Consider the following 20525-nt stretch of genomic DNA (forward strand, 5'->3'; position numbering starts at 1 on the left):
CACCGGGGTGTTAACGGGGCAATAGCGGCGGTCGGCAGGCTTGGTGGTGAGAGAGACGCTCCATCGACCAAGGAGGTTCCCATGTCGCACAGCACGCTCACCCGCCGGGGCAAGGTCGTCGTCGCCACGATGGCGGCTGTGGCGGCCATGGGCATCACGGCTTGTCAGGGAAGTGATCCCAAGCCCGCGGGCGCCGAGTCCGCGGCGTCGAAGGGTGCCTCGGTGGGCTCGGCGGATGGGAAGGGGATCGGGTCCATGGCCGGGAGTGCCGGGGGCGGGCGGTGTGAGTCCTCGTCGATGAGTCTGCGTGTGGGGAACGCCGACGTGGGGGCGGGCAACATCCGGTATTCGCTGGTGTTCACCAACAAGGGGCAGAGCGCCTGCACGCTGAGCGGGTTCCCCGGGGTGTCGCTGCTGGCCAAGGACGGACAGAGGATCGGGAAGCCCGCCGAGCGGGAGGGGGCCATGGGGAAGCCCGTCACGGTGGCCGCCGGGGGGAGCGCGCATGCCGTGCTGCACACGATCAACGACGGCCTCTCGGACAAGCCGTGCTGGAAGAGCGCCTCTCTGGTGCAGGCCTACCCGCCCGGGTCGAAGGAGGCCATGACCGCACGGGTCTCCTCGGGGCTGCGGGTGTGCGGGGACGAGTTCACCGTCACGGCCGTCGAGTCCGGCGCCGGGGTGTGAACCATGCAGCGTAACTACTTGCCGTAGTGGAAAGTAGTCTGCGATTCTTTCCGGTATGGAAAGTAGTTCGCGCAACTCCCCCAGGGTGGACGCCCGTTCGGCGCGTGCCGCCCTGGATGCCGTCGACGCCTCCCGGGCGCGGGTGGCGGACCGTATCTCCGCTCCGTGGTGGTACCACTGGGGGCTGGGGATCACCCTCGCGCTCGTCTTCGCCTCGATGAGCCTGCGGCTGGCGTCGTGGGTGGTGCCGTTGGTCGCCGTCATCGTCTTCGTTCTCGACCGGGCGGTTCGCCGGGGGACGGGGATCTCGTTCGAGCGCTATACCGCCACGCCGGGCGCCGGTCGGCTCTACGGGGCGTACTGCGCGGCCCTGGTGCTGCTCGCCGCGGCCGGGATGTGGCTCGAATGGGGGCGGGACGTGCGCCTCGCGATCGCCGCGGCGGGGTTGGTGATCGGGGCGCTCACCGTCGTGATCGGCTATCGCGTCGATGCGGTGGCGCGCGAAGGCCTCAGAGGCTGACGATGTCCGATCCGGCCTTCGACGAGGTGATCCACGCGCCGAACCGGCTCCAGATCTGCGGCATGCTCGCCGCGGTCGACGCGATGGAGTTCGCGGTGGTCCGCGAGGCGCTGGACGTGAGCGATTCGGTGCTCAGCAAGCACCTCAAGGTGTTGCAGGGGGCCTCGTACGTCGAGGTGAACAAGGTGCGCGGCGGGTCCTACCCGCGGACCTGGATCTCGCTCACTCCCCAGGGGCGGCGGGCCGTGGCCGGGCATCTTGCCGAGCTGCGGCGCATCGTCGCGATGGCGGAGACGGGGGCGGAGACGGGCGGGTAGGGAGTGGATTTCCCTCAGCGGGATCAATGACGTAGAGTTGTATTCACCGACGCGGGGTGGAGCAGCTCGGTAGCTCGCTGGGCTCATAACCCAGAGGTCGCAGGTTCAAATCCTGTCCCCGCTACTTGAGATCGAGGGCCCGGCACCAGATGTGGTGCCGGGCCCTCGTGCGTGTGCGGCCCTCGTGGTTTCGCTAGTCGTACCGTGATCCGTATGACTGATCCTGACGTGGTCCCGGTCCGTCGCTTCTGGCAGGGGCTCGGGCTGCCCGGACTCATCGACGTACACACGCACTTCATGCCGAAGAACGTCCTGGACAAGGTCTGGGCGTACTTCGACGCCGTCGAGCCCATGGTGGGCATCGCCTGGCCCATCACCTACCGGGAGGGCGAGGACGAACGGCTCGCGCTCATACGGGAGTTCGGGGTGCGGGCCTTCACCTCGATGGTCTACCCCCACAAGCCGGGCATGGCGGCGTGGCTGAACGAGTGGGCGGCCGGATTCGCCGCCCGTACGCCCGACTGTCTGCACACCGCGACCTTCTTCCCGGAGCCGGGTGCCGAGGCCTACGTGCGCGGGGCGCTGGACGGCGGGGCGCGAGTGTTCAAGGCGCATGTGCAGGTGGGGGCGTACGACCCGAACGACGCGCTGCTCGACCCCGTGTGGGGGATGCTCGCGGACGCCGGTACGCCCATCGTGATCCACTGCGGTTCGGGCCCGGCGCCCGGCAAGCACACCGGCCCCGAACCGGTGGCCCGGCTGCTGGCCCGGCACCCCCGGCTGCGGCTGGTCGTCGCGCACATGGGGCTGCCGGAGTACGCGGACTTCCTGGGGCTCGCGGAGCGGTACGAGGGAGTCCACCTGGATACGACGATGGCCTTCACCGACTTCACCGAGCGCAACTGGCCGTTTCCGCCGGAGGAGCGGGGGCGGCTCGGCGCGCTGGGCGACCGGGTGCTGTTCGGGAGCGACTTCCCCAACATCCCGTACGGGTACGGGCACGCCCTGGAGGTGCTGACCCGGCTGGATCAGGACGACGCGTGGCTGCGGGGGGTGTGTTACGGGAACGCGGCGCGGCTGTTCGGCCTCTGACACCCCCCGCTGCCCGGTGCGTCAGCGGTTGGCGAGGGGGAGGGCCTCGGCCAGGGCGCGCCACTCTTCGCGGGGGAGGGCGCTGAACGGGTCCTCGGTCACCACCTGGATCGCCAGGTGGTCCGCGCCCGCCTCCAGGTACGTGTCGACGCGGCGCCGGATCGCTTCCGCGTCGCCGAGCGCGTAGACGGACGTCAGGAGGCGTTCGCTGCCGCCGTCAGCGAAGTCCTGCTCCTCGAAGCCCAGCCGCAGCAGGTTGTTGGTGTAGTTGGGCAGCTTCAGGTACATGGACAGGTAGTTGCGGGCGATGGTGCGGGCGCGGTCGGGGTCGGGGTCGAGGACGACCTTGAGGTCCGGGGCGAGCAGGGCGCCGTCGCCCAGGATCTCCCGCGCCTCGGCCGTGAACTCCGGGGTGACCAGGTACGGATGGGCGCCGGCGGCGCGGTCGCGGGACAGCTCCAGCATCTTCGGGCCGAGCGCGGCCAGGATCCGCCGGGACGCGGGCACCGGGATCGGGGCGGTGTCCAGGGCGGTCAGGTAATCGCGCATCGCCGAGTACGGGCGCTTGTACCGCTCACCGGCGAGCGCGCTGTGGCTGACGCCGAGGCCCAGGATGAAGCGGTCCTTGTGGGCGGCGTCGATGGCGGCGTACCGGTCGGCCACGTGGGCCGCCTCGTGGTCCCAGATGCTGAGGATGCCGGTCGCGACGGTGATCCGGTTGGTGGCCTGGAGGAGGGTCGCGGCCTGGTCCGGACTGGGGCTGCCACCGATCCAGAGGGCGTCGTAGCCGAGCGTCTCCAGCTCGGCCGTCGCCTCGCTGACCTCCTGCACCGAGCGGGACTCCGTGGCCCGCAGGGCCGCGGTCCAGATGCCGATCTTGCCGAGGGCGGGATGAGTAGCCATACCCTCGCGAACCGGAGGGTGGATCCGGCTATTCCCGGATCGTGGAATGTTCACTCCTACGGGTGGTTCCCCCTGTGGAGCGTTCCTCTGGGCCGTTCTCGGGGCCACAGGATTCTCAGGTTATTCACAGGTAGCCGAAAGGAACCTCTCAGACCGTCGCCGGAAGCTGACGTTCATGATGGCGACCTCGCCCCATGGGCGTACCGAGCTGCTGCGACCCGACGGAAGCCCCGTCCGGGTGCTGGTTGTGGACGACGAGTCGGCGCTCGCCGACCTGCTGTCGATGGCCCTGCGCTACGAGGGCTGGGAGGTGCGGACGGCGGGCGACGGCGCCGAGGCGATCCGTACGACCCGTGAGCTGCGCCCGGACGCGGTCGTCCTGGACGTCATGCTGCCCGACATGGACGGGCTCACCGTCCTCGGCCGGTTGCGCCGCGAGTTGCCCGAGGTGCCGGTGCTGTTCCTGACCGCGCGGGACGCGGTCGAGGACCGGATCGCCGGGCTGACGGCGGGCGGCGACGACTACGTCACCAAGCCGTTCAGCCTGGAGGAGGTCGTCGCCCGGCTGCGCGGTCTGCTGCGCAGGTCGGGGGCGGCGGCCGCGCGCAGCGAATCGGTGCTGGCGGTCGGCGACCTGGTACTGGACGAGGACAGCCACGAGGTGTCGCGTGCGGGGCAGGAGATCCATCTGACCGCGACCGAGTTCGAGCTGCTGCGCTATCTGATGCGCAACCCGCGCCGGGTGCTCAGCAAGGCGCAGATCCTGGACCGGGTGTGGAGTTACGACTTCGGCGGCCAGGCCAACGTCGTCGAGCTGTACATCTCGTATCTGCGGCGCAAGATCGACGCGGGCCGCAGCCCGATGATCCACACCCGGCGCGGTGCCGGGTATCTGATCAAGCCCGGGGAGTAGACACCGTGGCGCACCCCCAGACCCCGCCGTCCAAGGCTGCTCCGGCGCGGCGGTCTTCACGTGCCAGGAAAGATTCCCGGGCCGCCGTCCGGCGGCCCTGGTCGCTGCGCACCCGCCTGGTCGTCTCGGCGGTGTCGCTGATCGCCGTGGTCTGCGCCGTGATCGGTACGGTCACGACGATCGCCCTGAAGTCGTACCTGGAGGGCCAAGTCGACAACGACCTGCGTTCGTCGGCGGGCGGCGCCATGCGCAAGGTGGGCGAGCAGCCGAACCCGGCCGACCCGCGCACCCCGGAGAGCAGCATCTTCTTCCTCAACGGGCCCGGGCAGCCCATCGGAACGGCGGGGGCGCGCCTCGGGCAGGACGGCAAGTCGATCCAGTCCGGGAAGAGCAACGACGAGCCCATGCTGCCGGACTTCTCGAACGCCGCGCAGCGGGTCGACAAGCTGACCAGCGGCCAGGAGAAGGCGCTCACCGCCGTCCCCCTCGACGACAAGGTGCACGCCGTCGATCTCCCCGGCCTCGGCAGCTACCGGGCCGTGGCCAAGTGGAACCCGAGGGACGGCGGGATCATCATGGCCTTCCCGCTCAACCAGACCCAGGACACCGTCAACACCCTCATCCTGGTCGAGGTCTGCGTCGCCGCCGCCGGGCTGGTCGCGGCCGGGCTCGCCGGGGCCACCACGGTCGGCATCTCGCTGCGCCCGCTGCGCCGGGTGGCCGCGACCGCGACCCGGGTCTCGGAGCTGCCGCTGCACAGCGGCGAGGTGGCGCTGCGGGAGCGGGTCCCGGCCTCCGAGGCCGATCCGCGGACCGAGGTCGGCCAGGTCGGGGCGGCGCTCAACCGCATGCTCGGGCACATCGAATCGGCGCTGGCGGCCCGCCAGGAGAGCGAGACGCGGGTACGGCAGTTCGTCGCCGACGCCAGCCATGAGCTGCGGACCCCGCTCGCCTCGATCCGTGGCTACGCCGAGCTGACCCGGCGCGGCCGCGAGGACATCGGGCCGGACACCCGGCACGCGCTGGGCCGGGTGGAGTCCGAGGCCGGGCGGATGACCGGGCTGGTGGAGGATCTGCTGCTGCTGGCCCGGCTGGACGCCGGCCGGCCGCTGGAGTACGCAGAGGTGGACCTGTCCCCGCTGGTGGTGGACGCGGTCAGCGACGCGCGGGCGCTCGGGTCGGACCACCAGTGGCGGCTGGAGCTGCCCGACGAACCCGCGCTCGTCCAGGGCGACTCGGCGCGGCTGCACCAGGTCCTGGTCAACCTGCTGGGCAACGCCCGTAACCACACCCCGGCCGGGACGACCGTCACCGCGCGCGTGCTGTGGGGCGGCCCGCACACCTCGCCGCGCCCGTCGCCGTACCTGGCGCCGTACGGGATGGTGCACGGCCCGTCGTACGGGTCCGCGAACGGGTCCGCGAACGGTCCGGGTATCGGCAACGGCAACGGCAACGGCAACGGCAACAGCAACGGCTTCGGGCCCGGCTCGCCGTACGCCTTCGGCCATGACGCGCCGCCCGGAAGCAACGGCTCCGGCAACCCCTACGCGGCGCCGTACGGCTCCCCGTACGCCATGGCGCAGGCCGCGCACCCCGGCACCTACGGGCCGCCGCAGCCGCCCTCGTACCTCTCGCTGCAGATCGAGGACGACGGCCCCGGCATCCCGCCCGACCTCCTTCCGCACGTCTTCGAGCGCTTCGCGCGCGGTGACGCCTCGCGCTCGCGCAGTGCGGGCAGCACCGGTCTTGGGCTGGCCATCGTGCACGCGGTGGTCGCCGCGCACGACGGCCATGTGACGGTGGACAGCGTGCCGGGGCGGACCGTGTTCGGCGTCCATCTCCCTGTTCACCAGGGCGTAACGCACTCACAGCCAGGCCACAGGCTGACCACACAGCCGTGACAGCACCGCTCGCGAATGTCGTTCCATGCGAACCGACACCCCTCTCGAGGCGCCGCCCGAGACACCCCTGCAGACCTTGCCCGCGCGTCGGCACATCGTGGTCGACCGCAGCCGCCCGGTGCTCGACGTCGTGATCCCCGTCTACAACGAGGAGGCGGACCTCGAGCGGTGTGTGCGACGGCTGCACGACCATCTGACGCGCACCTTCCCCTACCGCTTCCGGATCACCATCGCGGACAACGCCAGTACGGACCGCACGCCCCATGTGGCGGCCTACCTGGACGACACCGTCGAGGAGGTGACGGCGGTCCGGCTGGAGCAGAAGGGGCGCGGGCGGGCGCTGCGCACCGTCTGGACGCTGTCCGAGGCGCCGGTGCTCGCCTACATGGACGTCGATCTGTCGACTGACCTGAACGCGCTGCTGCCGCTGGTGGCCCCGCTGATCTCGGGCCACTCGGACCTGGCGATCGGGTCGCGGCTCACGCGCAGCTCGCGCGTCGTACGCGGCACCAAGCGGGAGTTCATCTCGCGTGCGTACAACCTGATCCTGCGGGGCAGCCTGGCGGCCCGGTTCTCCGACGCCCAGTGCGGCTTCAAGGCGATCCGCAAGGACGTCGCGGAGCGGTTGCTGCCGATGGTCGAGGACACCGGGTGGTTCTTCGACACCGAGATGCTGGTGCTGGCCGAGCGGGCGGGGCTGCGCATCCACGAGGTGCCGGTGGACTGGGTCGACGACCCGAACAGCACGGTCCACATCGTGAAGACGGCCACCGACGACCTGAAGGGCGTCTGGCGGGTGGGGCGCGCGCTGGCCACCGGCGCGCTCCCGCTGGACCGGCTGCGCCGCCCGTTCGGTGACGATCCGCGCGACCGGGAACTGAGCGGGGTGCCGGGCGGACTGGCGCGCCAACTCGTCGGGTTCTGCGTGGTGGGCGGGCTGTCCACGCTGGTCTATCTGGCGCTGTACACGCTCTTCCGGCTCGGTACGGGCCCGCAGGTGGCCAACGCGCTGGCGCTGCTGCTGTCCGCGCTCGGCAACACCGCGGCCAACCGGAGGCTCACCTTCGGGGTACGCGGACGGGACCGGGCGATCCGTCACCACGCGCAGGGGCTGGTCGTCTTCGGCATCGGCCTCGTGCTGACCAGCGGCTCCCTGGCCGCCCTCGACACCGCCCCCGGCTCCCCCTCGCACGGCACCGAACTGGCCGTGCTCATCGCGGCCAACCTCGCCGCCACTGTTCTGCGATTCCTGCTCTTCCGGGCCTGGGTCTTCCCGTCGGACAGCGGGGCCACCTCCGACGACGACCCGAGGATCAACCGATGACGACGTACGACTACGGCACCCGGGAAGCCGTTCCGCCGACTCCTCCCCCTGCCGCTTCCCCCGCCGCTCCCGGCGGATCGCGCCTGGCGCGGGCGTGGCGGGGCCGTCCGGAGGACCCCCGCTGGGCGCGGCCCGCGCTGTGGGCCCTGCTGGCCGTGACCACCGTGCTCTACCTGTGGAGCCTGGGCGCCTCCGGCTATGCGAACCAGTTCTACTCGGCCGCCGTGCAGGCGGGCGGCGAGAGCTGGAAGGCGTTCTTCTTCGGCTCCTCGGACGCCGCGAACTCCATCACCGTCGACAAGCCCCCGGCCGCGCTGTGGCCGATGGCCCTCGCGGTGCGCATCTTCGGCCTCTCCTCCTGGGCGATCCTCGTCCCGGAGGCGCTGATGGGCGTCGCGACGGTCGGTGTGCTCTACGCGGCCGTACGCCGCCGGTTCAGCGCGGCCGCCGGGCTTATCGCGGGCGGCGTGCTCGCGGTGACCCCGGTCGCGGCGCTGATGTTCCGCTTCAACAACCCCGACGCGCTGCTGTGCCTGCTCATGGTCGCGGCCGTCTACTGCGTGCTGCGCGCGCTGGAGGACGCCCGGACGAAGTGGCTGGTGCTGGCCGGAATCTGCTTCGGCCTAGGCTTCCTCACCAAGACGCTCCAGGCGTGGCTGATCCTGCCGCCGCTCGCGGTGGTGTACGCGGTGTGCGCCCCGGCCCGGCTGGGTCGGCGGATCGGTCAACTGCTGCTCGCCGGGCTCGCGATGGTGGTCTCCGGCGGCTGGTGGGTCGCGATCGTCGAGCTGTGGCCCGCGTCGTCCCGGCCGTACATCGGCGGCTCGCAGAACAACAGCTTCCTGGAGCTGACCTTCGGCTACAACGGCCTGGGCCGGATCAACGGCAACGAGACCGGCAGCGTCGGCGGCGGCGGTCGCGGTGGTGGCGGCGGTGGCGGTGGCGGGATGTGGGGCGAGACCGGCATCGACCGGCTCTTCGGCTCCGACATGGGCGGTCAGATCGCCTGGCTGCTGCCCGCCGCGTTCATCCTGCTGGTGGCGGGGCTCTGGCTGACCTGGCGGGCCAAGCGGACGGACACCCAGCGCGCGGCGTTCCTGGTGTGGGGCGGCGCGATGCTGATCACGTTCGCGACGTTCAGCTTCATGTCCGGGATCTTCCACCAGTACTACAACATCGCCCTCGCGCCGTACATCGCGGCGATCGTGGGCATGGGCGCGACGATGCTGTGGGAGCGGCGGGGGCAGACCGAGGGGCGCGTCGGCACGGTGGCCTCGGTGGTGCTCGCCGTCACGGCCGCGATCACGGCCTCCTGGTCGTACGTGCTGCTGAGCCGGTCCGCGGACTGGCACCCGTGGCTGCGCTGGGCGGTGCTGATCGCCGGGCTGGCGGCCGCGGTGGGGCTGCTGTTCGCGGCGCGGCTGGGGCGGAACCTCGCGCTGGGCGTGGCCGCGCTCGGTCTCGCGGCGGCGCTGGCCGGGCCGGTGGCGTACACGCTGAACACGGTGGAGACGCCGAAGGGCGGCTCGATCATCACGGCCGGTCCCACGGTGTCGGGTGGCATGGGCGGCGGCCCCGGTGGCGGTCGCCCCGGCGGCGGGCGCATGGGTGGCCCGCCGGGGATGCAGGGCGGTCAGCAGGGTCAGCAGGGTCAGCAGGGCCAGCAGGGCCAGCAAGGTCAGCAGGGCATGCCGGGCGGCGGTCCCGGCGGTGGCGGCTTCCCGGGCGGCGGCCAGCAGCAGAACGGCAACGGCAACGGCAACGCCAACGGAAACCGCAACGGCGCCGGCAACGCCCAGGGCCAAGGCCAGCAGGGGCAGAACCAGGGCCAGCAAGGTCAGCAGGGCATGCCGGGCGGCGGTCCCGGCGGTGGCGGCTTCCCGGGCGGCGGCCAGCAGCAGAACGGCAACGGCAACGGCAACGCCAACGGAAACCGCAACGGCGCCGGCAACGCCCAGGGCCAAGGCCAGCAGGGGCAGAACCAGGGCCAGAACGGTCAGCCCGGCATGATGCCCGGCGGCATGGGCGAAGGCGGCCGCCGCGGTATGGGCGGTGGCGGCATGGGCGGGCTGCTCAACGGCCAGCAGGTCAACGCCAAGGTGAAGGCGAAGCTGGCGAAGAACGCCGACGACTACACCTGGGTGGCGGCGGCCATCGGCTCGCAGAACGCCGCGAGCTACCAGCTCGCCACCCAAGACCCGGTGATGGCCATCGGCGGCTTCAACGGCAGCGACCCGTCGCCGACCCTCGCCCAGTTCAAGGAGTATGTGAAGCAGGGGAAGATCCACTACTTCCTCTCCTCGGGCACCGGCATGGGCGGCGGCCCGGGCGGTGGCGGCAATGGCACCTCCTCCAAGATCACGACCTGGGTCGAGGCGACTTACAAGAAGGTCACCGTGGGCAGCACCACGCTCTACGACCTGACGCAGAAGAAGTCCTCCAGCTGACGCCGGAGTCCCGTCTGTACGGGCCGGTGGCCGGGTTCCCCCCGCGGCCACCGGCCCGTATCCGTATGGGGAACGTGGCGCGCGGAAATTCGCTGTACGGCGTACAGCGGCACTTGTACGGTGTAAGGCGAACGCAGAGCCATACACCGCACACACGTCTCCCTGGAGTGCCCATGACGGCCCCGACCGCCGATACCGGACCCGCTGCCGCCCCGCCAGGCACCACCTCCGGCGGCCATCCCCAGCGCTGGCTGATCCTCGCGGTGATCTGCCTCGCCCAGCTCACCGTGTTGCTGGACAACACGATCCTCAATGTGGCGGTCCCCTCCCTCGCCCGGGAGATGGACGCGACCACCGCCGACATCCAGTGGATGATCAACGCCTATTCGCTGGTCCAGTCAGGGCTGCTGCTCAGCGCGGGCAGCGCCGCCGACCGCTACGGGCGCAAGAAGATGCTGATCGCGGGCCTCGCCCTGTTCGGGGTGGGCTCGCTGATCGCGTCCCTGGCACAGGGGGCCGGACAGCTCATCGCCGCCCGCGCCGGGATGGGGATCGGCGGCGCGCTGCTCATGACCACGACGCTCGCCGTCGTGGTGCAGATCTTCGACGACACCGAGCGGACCAAGGCGATCGGCGTGTGGGGCGCGGTCAGCTCGCTCGGCTTCGCCGCGGGTCCGCTCATCGGCGGCAGTCTGCTGGAGCACTTCTGGTGGGGCTCGATCTTCCTCATCAACCTCCCGGTCGCCCTGCTCGGCCTGGTCGCCGTGGTCTGGCTCGTCCCCGAGTCCAAGAACCCGACCGGCGACCGGCCCGATCTGCTGGGCGCGCTGCTCTCCACGGTCGGCATGACCGGGGTGGTCTTCGCCATCATCTCCGGGCCCGAGCACGGCTGGACCTCGACCCGGGTGCTGCTGTCCGCTTTCGTCGGCGTCGCCGTGCTGGCCGGGTTCGCGCTGTGGGAGCGTCATATCCCGTATCCGATGCTGGACATGCACTTCTTCCGCAACCGCTCCTTCGTGGGCGCCGTCGCGGGCGGCATCCTCGTCGCGTTCGGCATGGGCGGTTCGCTCTTCCTGCTCACCCAGCATCTGCAGTTCGTCCTCGGCTACGACGCGCTGGACGCGGGGCTGCGCACCGCGCCGCTCGCCCTGGTGATCGTGGCGCTCAACCTCACCGGCGTCGGGGCCCGCCTGCTGCCGAAGCTCGGCACGCCGCTGGTGATCGTCACCGGCATGGGGATGCTCGCGCTCGGCCTCGCGCTGATCGCGGTCCTCGGCGCGGACGGCTACGGCGGGATGCTGCTGGGGCTGGTGGTGATGGGAGCCGGGATCGCGTTCGCCATGCCCGCGATGGCGAACGCCATCATGTCGGCGATCCCGCCGGAGAAGGCCGGGGTGGGCGCGGGAGTCAACGGCACCCTCACCGAATGCGGCAACGGGCTCGGCGTCGCGGTCCTGGGCGCGGTGCTGAACTCCCGCTTCGGCACGCTGCTGCCCGCGGTCGCGGCCGGAGCGGGTTCGCTCCCGGCCGCTCTCGCCGCGGCCCGCACCCCCGAGGAGCGGGCGGCCGTCACGGACGCCTTCGCCTCCGGGGTGGAGACCAGCCAGCTGGTCGGCGCGGCGGCCGTGTTCGCCGGTGGGGTGCTGGCCGCGCTGCTGCTCCGCCGGGCCGAGCGATCTTCACAGACGGCTCCGGCGGCATAGCATCGGACATGTATGACCCGTCGCGCATCGTGTCCGCCGGATACGCGGCGGCCACGCAGCGCAGAAGGAGAGCCGCCATGGCAACCGGCAGCCGTGTCACCCGCCCGCGGTCCAGCGTCTGGCTCTCCGAGCGCAAGGCCCCCAAACGCAAGGGCGATCAGCAGCCGGTCGGCCTCGACCAAGTGAAGATCATCGCGGCGACCGTCCGGCTGCTGGACGCCGAAGGGCTCGCGGGCTTCTCGATGCGCCGGCTGGCGGCGGATCTGGGGGTCACCGCCATGTCGGTCTACTGGTACGTGGAGACCAAGGACCATCTGCTCGAACTCGCCCTCGACGCCGCCATGGGCGAGATCGCACTCCCCTCGGAGGCCGTCCAGCCCGCCGAGGACCGGGAACACCCGCCCGCCGAGGACCTCGACTGGCGCGAGCAGCTGCGCCAGCTCGCCTCCGAATACCGTCTGCTGCTGGTGCGCCACCCCTGGCTGTCCCCGCTGATGGGGGAGTACTTCAACATCGGGCCGAACGCGATGGCCTTCTCCAGCGCCGCCCAGCGGGTGATGCACAACAGCGGGCTGCCGGACGAGAAGATCACCAGCGCGCTCTCCCTCGTCTACCAGTTCGTCTACGGCTTCAGCACCATCGAGGGCCGCTTCTCCGCCCGCTGCCGGGCGGCGGGGATCTCCCAGGACGAGCTGCTCCAGGAGGTGATGAGCTCGGTCGAGGACCGCCCGGAGTTCGACGAATCGCGCAAGAACATGGAAGCGCGGGGCGGACAGACCGTCGAGGAGATGCGCGACCGGGACTTCACCATCGCGCTGGACTTCGCGATCGCCGGTATCGAGGCCCTGCGGAACGCTCCCTAGCCCGCGAGCGGGCGGCGCGGCGGTCATACCGCCGCCGGAAGCTCCTCGCCCTGCACAGCCTGTATGGCCAGCTCCACCCGCAGGGTGGTACCGATCGCCGCGATGCCCGCCGCGACCACCTGGTTGTAGTTCATCGCGAAGTCCTCGCGGCGCAGCTCCGCGGTCGCCCGGAAGGCCGCCCGCACACCGCCCCAGGGGTCGGGGCCGGTGCCCAGGTAGGTCAGGTCCAGATCCACGTCCCGCACCACACCGTGCATGGACAGCTCACCGTGGACCGTCCACCGGTCCGGCCCGGCCGCGCTCAGATGGGTGCTCTGGTAGGTGAGCACCGGGAACTGCTCCACATTCAGGAAGTCGGACGACTTCAGATGGCCGTCCCGCATCTCGTTCCCGGTGTCGATGCTGGCCGCCTGGATGACCGCCTCGACCCGCGACTTCTCGATGTCCTCGGCGATCTCGATCCGTCCGCCGAAGTCCGTGAACCGCCCGTTCACACTGGAGATCCCCAGGTGCTGTGCGACGGCCCCCACCGTCGAATGCGCCGGATCCAGCGTCCACGCGCCGGGCGGCGGCAGCTCCACCCCGCCCTGCCGGGCCAGCACCAGCGTGCCCACATCGGCGCGGCCCGCCGCCGTGACGATCGCCGTCGAGGCCACCGGTGCGTACCCCACCGCGGTGGCGATGATCGTGTACGGACCGGGCGGCAGCGGCTCCTCGCTGCGCACCGAACCGTCCTCGGTGGCCTGGGCGCGCAGCACCTGCCCGCCCGTCATATCCGTGACGGTCAGCACCGCGTGCTGCACCGCCCATCCGTCGCGGGTGAGGATCCGGGCCCGCAGCCCCGCTCCCCCGCCTGCTCCTGCCCCAGTCGTCGTCATGCCGCCTGTCGTCTCCTGCTCCCGTGGTGCTGTGATGTGCCGCGCCCGGACCCGGGCAGCGGTGTGAGGCCGTCCCCTGCCTGATGTACACCGCTGCCCCGATCCGGGTTCCGGGTCCGGCGGAATTCCCGCCGCCCGGTCCGGGGCGGGGGCGTGTCTCCGCTCTTCCCACGCCCCCGCCCCGGAGTTCTCAGTCGCCGGGGTGGGCGAGTTCGACGTCGTGTCCGTCGATCCCGTGCCCGGCGACCGTCAGGTTGCCCGCGACCGGCGGGTAGCCGCTCGCGATGACCGTGTAGTCGCCCGAGTCCAGGTCGGTGAAGGCGTACGCGCCGTCCTCACCGGTGGTGGCGGTGGCGACCACGTTCCCGGCCGCGTCGACCAGCGTGACCCGCGCGTCCGGCAGCGGGCGGCGGTCGGCCCCGGCCCGTACGGTGCCCTGCACCCGGGCACCGGCCTGCAGCGCGATCTCCAGCCGGGTCAGGCCCTGGGAGCCGACCTCGACGGGCAGCGCGGCGGGCCGGTGGCCGGGCGCGTTCACCGCGACCGTGAAGGTTCCGGCGATCAGCTCCTCGAAGCTGAACTCGCCCTGCTCACCGGTCTTGCCGGTGGCCAGCACCTCACCGCGGACATCGGTGACCACGACCATCGCCGCGTCCACCGGCTGCCCGTCGTCGGCGCCGCGCACGGTGCCCACGAGCCCGCTGGTGGCCGACAGCACGATGTCGAAGCCGAGCGGCTCGTCGCCGACGACGACCGTGGAGGCCTGCGGCTGGTGGCCGTCGGCGGCCGCGATCAGCACGTACGAGCCGGAGCCCGGGGCGTCCAGGGCGTACGAGCCGTCGGTGTGCGCCACCGAACGGCCGAGCTGCCGACCGGCGAGCGAGATCAACGTCACCGCGGCGCGCGGCACGGCGCCGCCGTCCGCGTTCCGCACGAAGCCGTGCACACCCTGCCGGGGCTGGTGTCCGGACCCGCCGTCACCGGCCGAGGCGAACGCCGCCAGGCGCTGCGGGGCGACCGCGGCGGCCGGTGCGCGGCCGGAGTCGGACGTGGACAGGTCGGCGGACGGGGCGCCCACCAGGGCGGGCTCCCGCTCCTCGATCCGGTCGGGGCCGGTCATGGCGTCCACGGGGGCGGGCGCCGACTCGGCAGCCGTGGCGGGCTGCTGGGCGTCGGGAACGGAGTTGGCGTTGGTACGCAGTGCGACCTCCTTGATGAAGAGGGTCAGCAGGAAGGCGAGCAGCGCGGCCGGCGCGGCGTACAGGAAGACGTCCCCGATGCCGTGCCCGTAGGCGCTCTCCATGATCGTGCGCATGGGCTCCGGCAGTGCCTTCACATCGGGGATGCCCCCGCCGCCGGTACCGCCGTGACCCATTGCCTGGCCCTTGGGGCCGAGTTCGGCGAGGCCGTCCTTGACGTAGTGGGTGACCCGGTTGGACAGCACGGCGCCGAGCGCCGAGACGCCGATCGCTCCGCCCAGGGAGCGGAAGAAGGTGACGACGGAGCTGGCCGCGCCGAGGTCCTGCGGAGCCACCTGGTTCTGGGTGGCCAGCACCAGGTTCTGCATCATCATGCCGATGCCGAGGCCCATGAGCGCCATGAAGATCGCCATGCGCCAGTACGGGGTGTCGTACCGGATGGTGCCCAGCAGCCCGAGGCCCGCCGTCACCAGCGCACCGCCGCTGACCAGCCATGCCTTCCAGCGACCGGTCTTGGTGATGATCTGACCGGAGATGGTCGAGGAGACGAACAGGCCGCCGATCATCGGGATGGTCATGACGCCGGACATCGTGGGCGTCTTGCCGCGCGCCAGCTGGAAGTACTGGCTGAAGAAGACGGTGCCGGCGAACATCGCGATACCGACGAAGAGGGAGGCCAGCGAGGCGAGGGTGATCGTCTTGTTGCGGAACAGCCGCAGCGGAATGATCGGTTCGCTCGCCTTGGACTCGATCAGGATGAAGATCAGGCCGAGGACGACCGAGCCGCCGACCATCGCGTAGGTCTGCCAGGAGAGCCAGTCGTACTTGTCACCGGCGAAGGTCACCCAGATCAGCAGCAGCGAGACCGCTGCGCTGATGAAGAAGGCGCCGCCCCAGTCGACCTTGACGTCCCGCTTCACGACCGGAAGCTTCAGGGTCTTCTGCAGGACGATGAGCGCGATGACGGCGAACGGGACGCCCACGTAGAAGCACCAGCGCCAGCCCAGCCAGTCGGTGTCGGTGATCACGCCGCCCAGCAGCGGACCGCCGACGGTCGCGACGGCGAAGGTCGCGCCGAGGTAGCCGCTGTACCGGCCGCGCTCCCGAGGGGAGATCATCGCGGCCATGACGATCTGGGCGAGCGCGGAGAGTCCGCCGACGCCGACGCCCTGGACCACTCGGCAGGCGATCAGCATGCCGGGGTTCTGCGACAGACCGGCGACCACCGAGCCCGCGACGTAGATCACCAGGGCTATCTGGACCAGCAGCTTCTTGCTGAACAGATCGGAGAGCTTGCCCCACAGCGGGGTGGTGGCCGTCATGGCCAGCAGGGTCGCGGTGACCACCCAGGTGTAGGAGGACTGGCTGCCGTTGAGATCAGCGATGATCTCGGGGAGTGCGGCAGAGACGATGGTCGACGACAGGATCGCGACGAACATCCCGAGCAGCAGCCCGGACAGGGCCTCCATGATCTGCCGGTGAGTCATCGGTGCCGCGTCGTCGGCACCGTGGCCGTGGGGGCCGCGGTGTCCTCCTCCGCCAGGCTTGGCGTGGGCGGGGCCGCCCGCGGGTCCCCGCACACCGCCGTCCGGTGTGGTCGTTGCCATGAATGTCCTTAACTTTGCGAAGGTGTACGGGTATTGCTTTCGACCTGGTGTGGCAGGAGCCGGTGCCGGGTATCACCGAAGCTCGTGCGCAGCCGGGCCAGAAGTTCATTGAGGCGGCCGACGTCGTCGTCCGACCAGTCGCTCAGACAGCATGCGAGTGCCTCCGTGTAGCGCTCGGACACCTGACTGAGCAGTTTCAATCCGCTGGCGTTGATGCTCAGCAGCCGTGAGCGCCGGTCGAGCGCATCGGGCGTGCGATCCACCCAGCCGCGATCGACGACATGGGCCACATGGCGACTGGTGACCGACATGTCGATGCCGAGCAGCTCGGCCAGTTTGCTCATGCGCATCTCGCCGTAGCGGTCGAGGAGCATGAGGACGACGGCCGAGCCGGCCGGGCAGTCGGCCGGCAGGACCCGGCCCAGGCCGCGCTTGACGGTGCCGATGGCGCTGAGCTGACGGGCCAGCTCTTCGTACTGGCTCTGCGCTGCCATCGCACCTCCCTGACTTTAGGTTGCTTTAGGCAACCATAGAAGAAGTTAGTTGCTACAGGCAAATGACAGGGTGGGTTAGGGCGGTAAATTCCCCTTAAAGGCTTGTCCTCTTGTCAGTCAAATGGGGCCCTTGGGGTGTGCGGTGCCCGGTGTGACCCAGGGGTGGGCGGGAATCCGCTCGTTCGCTAGGGTCTGGGCCCATGGCGAACAACCCGCAGAGCCCCAACGGCAACCAAGATCCTGCCGGATCCACTCAGATGTTCCGTGCGTTCGTCGACGAGGGCGGACGACAGCCGCAGACGGCCGCCCCGGCGAGCGGTGGCTCGCGGGTCGGCGTGATCGTCGGCGTGGTCGCCGCGATCGTCATCGTGGCGGCGGTGGCCTGGCTGGCGCTGGGCTGACCGGCCCGTCCGTTCAGGACGTCCGCGGCTCGGTCTCCCGGGGCTTCGAGGACGCCGAGGTCTTCGGCGACTCTGAGGTCTTCGGGGACTCCGACGGCTTCGGTGGTTTCCAGGGCTTCCAGTCGACGGAGACGTCCCGGGTCTCGATGTGCATCCCCAGCGGGACCCGCCAGGCGTCCACGCACACCTTCCAGGTCCGCTCTCGCTTCTGACCCGCGCCGATCGGCGCGGGCAGCTTCCTCTTCGCCGTGAGCGTCGCCCAGTCGAGGCCGAGCGCGTCGATGACGTGCGTCGACAGCGTCACCGTGCCCGACATGACGGGCAGTCCGCCGGTGTTGCGGAACTCGACGGTCACCTTCTCGCACCAGCGCTCGTCGGTCGCCTCGCGCTCGGGTTCGCCGACCTTCAGGGCGGCCGGTCCGCTGGGCGTGGACGGGGTGGAGGGTGCGGGAGGCGTGGTGCCGGGCGGGGGCGAGGGCGAGGGCTCATCGTCCGTATGTCCGCCAGTGGGGCTCGTATCGCCGCCGCTGCCCTCTTCGTTGGTGCCCTCTTCGCTGCCGCTCTCTTCGTCGGTGCCCGGTGAGCTGGTGGCCGGGGGCTGCCGGGGCGATGGCGAGGCGGACCCGGGCGGGCCGGACCCGGCGGTCGGGGGCGCGCTGCTCGCGTCGCCCGTACCGGCCGTCTCCGGTGCCCCGCTCCCTCTGTTCTTCCCGTCCGTGCCGTCGCCGTCCTGGTCCAGCGGCACCAGGTCCACGCCGCCCTCCGGGGGGACGGCCTTCGTCGGGGCCCGCCCGTCGCCGGGACCGGCAGCCCCGGTCGCGACGTGGCCGCCGCCGTCTCCGGCGCAGCCGCTGAGCAGCGCGCCCAGGCACAGCGCGGCCGCCGAGGCGGCGATTGCCGTGCCCCGGCGGCCCGTTGTCCGGCTCCCTGCGGGTCGCATCGGGCCAGTGTGGCTGACGGCCCGTCAGGTGTACAGGGTCAGTCCGCGATGAGCCCCTCGCGCAGCTGGGCCAGGGTCCGGGTGAGCAGCCGGGAGACATGCATCTGGGAGATCCCGACCTCCTCGCCGATCTGGGACTGCGTCATGTTGGCGAAGAAGCGGAGCATGATGATCTGGCGCTCGCGCGGGGGCAATTTGGCGAGGAGCGGCTTGAGCGACTCGCGGTACTCCACCCCCTCCAGGGCGCTGTCCTCGTACCCGAGCCGGTCGGCCAGGGAGCCCTCGCCGCCCTCGTCCTCCGGGGAGGGGGAGTCCAGCGAGGACGCGGTGTAGGCGTTGCCCACCGCGAGCCCATCGACCACGTCCTCCTCGGAGACACCGAGGGCCGCGGCCAGCTCGGTGACGGTCGGGGAGCGGTCGAGCCTCTGGGCCAGCTCGTCGCTGGCCTTGGTCAGCGCCAGCCGCAGCTCCTGCAGCCGCCGCGGCACCCGCACCGACCAGCTGGTGTCGCGGAAGAAGCGCTTGATCTCGCCCACGACGGTCGGCATCGCGAAGGTCGGGAACTCCACGCCCCGTTCGCAGTCGAAACGGTCGATCGCCTTGATCAGACCGATCGTGCCGACCTGGACGATGTCTTCCATCGGCTCGTTGCGGCTGCGGAACCGGGCCGCCGCGTAGCGCACCAGCGGCAGGTTCAGCTCGATGAGGGTGTCACGTACATACCCGGCTTCCTCGCTGTCCCGGTCGAGTGCGGCAAGCCGCAGGAAGAGGGAGCGAGAGAGGGTGCGGGTGTCGATGGCGTCGCAGTCGTCAAGCACGTGCGGTGCGTCGTTGGTGAGCACCTTCGAGCTGCCCAGTTCTACGGACATGCCACCCCCTTGAGGTCGCGGACGGATCCCAGTTGCGCTCTCCGCGTTCAAACGCAGCCTCCCCCTGAATACCGGAGGTCGGGCCGCGGCAAACGCGACTCCAGCAGAATGTCACATGTCGGCAACACGCTGTAGCGCCATGTCGACATTACAGCGCCGAAGAGGCGGGGTGGGGGTCCCCCGTCACGATGACGGTTCGATCCGATTTGCGGATCTCAGCCTGGCGAAGCTGCGGGACAGCAGCCGCGACACATGCATCTGTGAGACGCCCAACTCGGCGCTGATCTGAGATTGAGTCAGATTGCTGTAGTAACGGAGCAAAAGGATGCGCTGCTCCCGCTCGGGCAGCTGTACGAGGAGATGGCGCACCAAGTCGCGGTGCTCGACTCCGGCGAGCGCCGGGTCCTCGTAGCCGAGCCGGTCGACCAGCCCCGGCAGTCCGTCGCCCTCCTGGGCGGCCTCCAGCGAGGTGGCGTGGTACGAGCGCCCGGCCTCGATGCAGGCCAGCACCTCGTCCTCGCCCAGCCCCAGCCGTTCCGCGATCTCGGCGGTGGTGGGCGAGCGGCCGTGCAGCACCGTCAGGTCCTCGGTCGCGCCGTTGACCTGCACCCATAGCTCATGCAGTCGGCGCGGTACGTGCACGGTGCGGACGTTGTCGCGGAAGTAGCGCTTGATCTCGCCGACCACGGTCGGCATCGCGAAGGTCGGGAACTGGACGCCGCGCTCCGGGTCGAACCGGTCGATCGCGTTGATCAGGCCGATCGTGCCGACCTGGATCACGTCTTCCATGGGCTCGTTGCGGCTGCGGAACCGGGCGGCGGCGTAGCGGACCAGCGGAAGGTTGGCCTCGATCAGCGCGTCGCGCACCCGGTTGTGCTCGGGGGTGCCGACGGTGAGGCCGGACAGCTCGGCGAAGAGCACCTGGGTGAGGGCTCTGGCGTCAGCCCCGCGGCTTCTGCCGCTCTCGCTGCCGCCGTCACCTCGGCCGCCATCGCCTTGGGGCGGGGTTCTGGGCGCGGTACGGGCCGACACGGTCACGCCACCCCTTCACGATGTACTCACCCGGCAAAGCGGTCATAGCATCACAAGACATGTGCACTGTGTGCAAGCACCGCTTTACTACGTGTTGGTGGCGATATTGCCCCATAGTGGGGCAGCCGCTTCCGTTGATACTCGGAAGGCGGAGCCGGTGATCACCCGGGTGCTGATCCCGGGTGGCGGGTCAGTTGACCAGTTCGCTCATGAACTCACCGACGCTCTTCGCGGCCTCCGATATGCCCTCGAACCCCACCTGGACGAGATCGGCCGCTCGTGCCGGGGTCTGGATGATCGTGTACAGCACGAAGACGATCAGCATGTACAGCGCGATTTTCTTCGCCTGGGCCATCTCGTACTGCCTCTCCCGCCGTGTCCCCTGAGGTAATCGCGGCGGAGTCTATCCACACCGCACAAGCATCAGTCTTATCA

Annotated in this window: 19 protein-coding genes and 1 tRNA gene; 12 read left to right on the top strand and 8 right to left on the bottom strand. The window is 70.7% G+C overall.

Going from position 1 to position 20525, the window contains the following annotated elements:
* The first annotated feature begins 81 nt into the window (after positions 1–81).
* The 5 genes from ACZ6CL_RS06705 (at position 82) to ACZ6CL_RS06725 (ending at position 2616) form a co-directional block, all read left to right on the top strand.
* Entirely contained in the window at positions 82–687 is a 606-nt protein-coding gene (locus ACZ6CL_RS06705; RefSeq protein WP_468932022.1) for a DUF4232 domain-containing protein, read from the top strand.
* A 55-nt stretch (positions 688–742) separates the two neighbouring features.
* Entirely contained in the window at positions 743–1207 is a 465-nt protein-coding gene (locus ACZ6CL_RS06710) for a hypothetical protein (RefSeq protein ID WP_468932025.1), read from the top strand.
* A gap of 2 nt (positions 1208–1209) precedes the next feature.
* Positions 1210–1524 carry a transcriptional regulator gene (locus ACZ6CL_RS06715; protein WP_468932027.1) on the top strand — a complete coding sequence of 105 codons (315 nt, stop codon included), beginning with the start codon at positions 1210–1212 and terminating at the stop codon, positions 1522–1524.
* A 50-nt stretch (positions 1525–1574) separates the two neighbouring features.
* Positions 1575–1648 (top strand) — tRNA-Met (locus ACZ6CL_RS06720).
* Between the two features lie 89 nt (positions 1649–1737).
* Positions 1738–2616 carry an amidohydrolase family protein gene (locus tag ACZ6CL_RS06725; RefSeq protein ID WP_468932029.1) on the top strand — a complete coding sequence of 293 codons (879 nt, stop codon included), beginning with the start codon at positions 1738–1740 and terminating at the stop codon, positions 2614–2616.
* 21 nt (positions 2617–2637) lie between these two features.
* Here the strand turns inward: ACZ6CL_RS06725 and ACZ6CL_RS06730 are convergent, their stop codons facing one another.
* Positions 2638–3519, bottom strand: a complete 882-nt coding sequence (locus ACZ6CL_RS06730) for an LLM class F420-dependent oxidoreductase (RefSeq protein WP_468932032.1) — start codon at positions 3517–3519, stop codon at positions 2638–2640.
* 175 nt (positions 3520–3694) lie between these two features.
* Between ACZ6CL_RS06730 and ACZ6CL_RS06735 the strand changes: the two genes are divergently transcribed.
* The 6 genes from ACZ6CL_RS06735 to ACZ6CL_RS06760 all read left to right on the top strand — a co-directional run bounded on the left by ACZ6CL_RS06735 (position 3695) and on the right by ACZ6CL_RS06760 (position 12670).
* On the top strand, positions 3695–4432 hold the full coding sequence (locus ACZ6CL_RS06735; RefSeq protein ID WP_039938430.1) for a response regulator transcription factor: 738 nt from the start codon (positions 3695–3697) through the stop codon (positions 4430–4432).
* A gap of 104 nt (positions 4433–4536) precedes the next feature.
* Positions 4537–6333, top strand: coding sequence for a sensor histidine kinase (locus ACZ6CL_RS06740; RefSeq protein ID WP_468933294.1), 1797 nt, complete (start codon positions 4537–4539; stop codon positions 6331–6333).
* A gap of 25 nt (positions 6334–6358) precedes the next feature.
* The gene (locus tag ACZ6CL_RS06745) at positions 6359–7657 is read left to right on the top strand and encodes a bifunctional glycosyltransferase family 2/GtrA family protein (protein WP_468932035.1); all 1299 of its coding nucleotides are present in this window, start codon (positions 6359–6361) and stop codon (positions 7655–7657) included.
* On the top strand, positions 7654–10104 hold the full coding sequence (locus ACZ6CL_RS06750) for an ArnT family glycosyltransferase (protein ID WP_468932036.1): 2451 nt from the start codon (positions 7654–7656) through the stop codon (positions 10102–10104). The genes ACZ6CL_RS06745 and ACZ6CL_RS06750 overlap by 4 nt, the downstream gene beginning before the upstream one ends.
* A gap of 173 nt (positions 10105–10277) precedes the next feature.
* Entirely contained in the window at positions 10278–11807 is a 1530-nt protein-coding gene (locus ACZ6CL_RS06755; protein WP_468932039.1) for an MFS transporter, read from the top strand.
* Between the two features lie 77 nt (positions 11808–11884).
* Positions 11885–12670 carry a TetR/AcrR family transcriptional regulator gene (locus ACZ6CL_RS06760; RefSeq protein ID WP_468932042.1) on the top strand — a complete coding sequence of 262 codons (786 nt, stop codon included), beginning with the start codon at positions 11885–11887 and terminating at the stop codon, positions 12668–12670.
* Positions 12671–12693: 23 nt separating this feature from the next.
* Here ACZ6CL_RS06760 and ACZ6CL_RS06765 read toward each other — a convergent pair whose 3' ends face one another.
* The 3 genes from ACZ6CL_RS06765 to ACZ6CL_RS06775 form a co-directional block, all read right to left on the bottom strand.
* Complete coding sequence (locus tag ACZ6CL_RS06765; protein ID WP_468932045.1) at positions 12694–13548, bottom strand: YceI family protein; 855 nt, start codon at positions 13546–13548, stop codon at positions 12694–12696.
* Between the two features lie 190 nt (positions 13549–13738).
* On the bottom strand, positions 13739–16234 hold the full coding sequence (locus ACZ6CL_RS06770) for an MFS transporter (protein WP_468933297.1): 2496 nt from the start codon (positions 16232–16234) through the stop codon (positions 13739–13741).
* A 128-nt stretch (positions 16235–16362) separates the two neighbouring features.
* Positions 16363–16848: a MarR family winged helix-turn-helix transcriptional regulator gene (locus tag ACZ6CL_RS06775; RefSeq protein ID WP_468932047.1), complete on the bottom strand. Its 486-nt coding sequence runs from the start codon at positions 16846–16848 to the stop codon at positions 16363–16365.
* Between the two features lie 200 nt (positions 16849–17048).
* On the opposite strand from ACZ6CL_RS06775, the gene ACZ6CL_RS06780 reads away from it, so the two are divergent.
* Positions 17049–17249: a hypothetical protein gene (locus ACZ6CL_RS06780; protein ID WP_468932049.1), complete on the top strand. Its 201-nt coding sequence runs from the start codon at positions 17049–17051 to the stop codon at positions 17247–17249.
* A 13-nt stretch (positions 17250–17262) separates the two neighbouring features.
* Here the strand turns inward: ACZ6CL_RS06780 and ACZ6CL_RS06785 are convergent, their stop codons facing one another.
* The 4 genes from ACZ6CL_RS06785 to ACZ6CL_RS06800 all read right to left on the bottom strand — a co-directional run bounded on the left by ACZ6CL_RS06785 (position 17263) and on the right by ACZ6CL_RS06800 (position 20445).
* Positions 17263–18189 carry a hypothetical protein gene (locus tag ACZ6CL_RS06785; protein WP_468932052.1) on the bottom strand — a complete coding sequence of 309 codons (927 nt, stop codon included), beginning with the start codon at positions 18187–18189 and terminating at the stop codon, positions 17263–17265.
* Positions 18190–18227: 38 nt separating this feature from the next.
* Positions 18228–19058: an RNA polymerase sigma factor SigF gene (locus ACZ6CL_RS06790; RefSeq protein ID WP_468932054.1), complete on the bottom strand. Its 831-nt coding sequence runs from the start codon at positions 19056–19058 to the stop codon at positions 18228–18230.
* A gap of 183 nt (positions 19059–19241) precedes the next feature.
* A complete protein-coding gene (locus ACZ6CL_RS06795; RefSeq protein WP_385436140.1) occupies positions 19242–20096 on the bottom strand; it encodes an RNA polymerase sigma factor SigF in 855 nt (284 codons plus the stop codon).
* A 184-nt stretch (positions 20097–20280) separates the two neighbouring features.
* Positions 20281–20445, bottom strand: a complete 165-nt coding sequence (locus ACZ6CL_RS06800; protein WP_009716632.1) for a hypothetical protein — start codon at positions 20443–20445, stop codon at positions 20281–20283.
* Positions 20446–20525: the final 80 nt, after the last annotated feature.

The organism is Streptomyces sp. NPDC041200 (assembly GCF_055591805.1).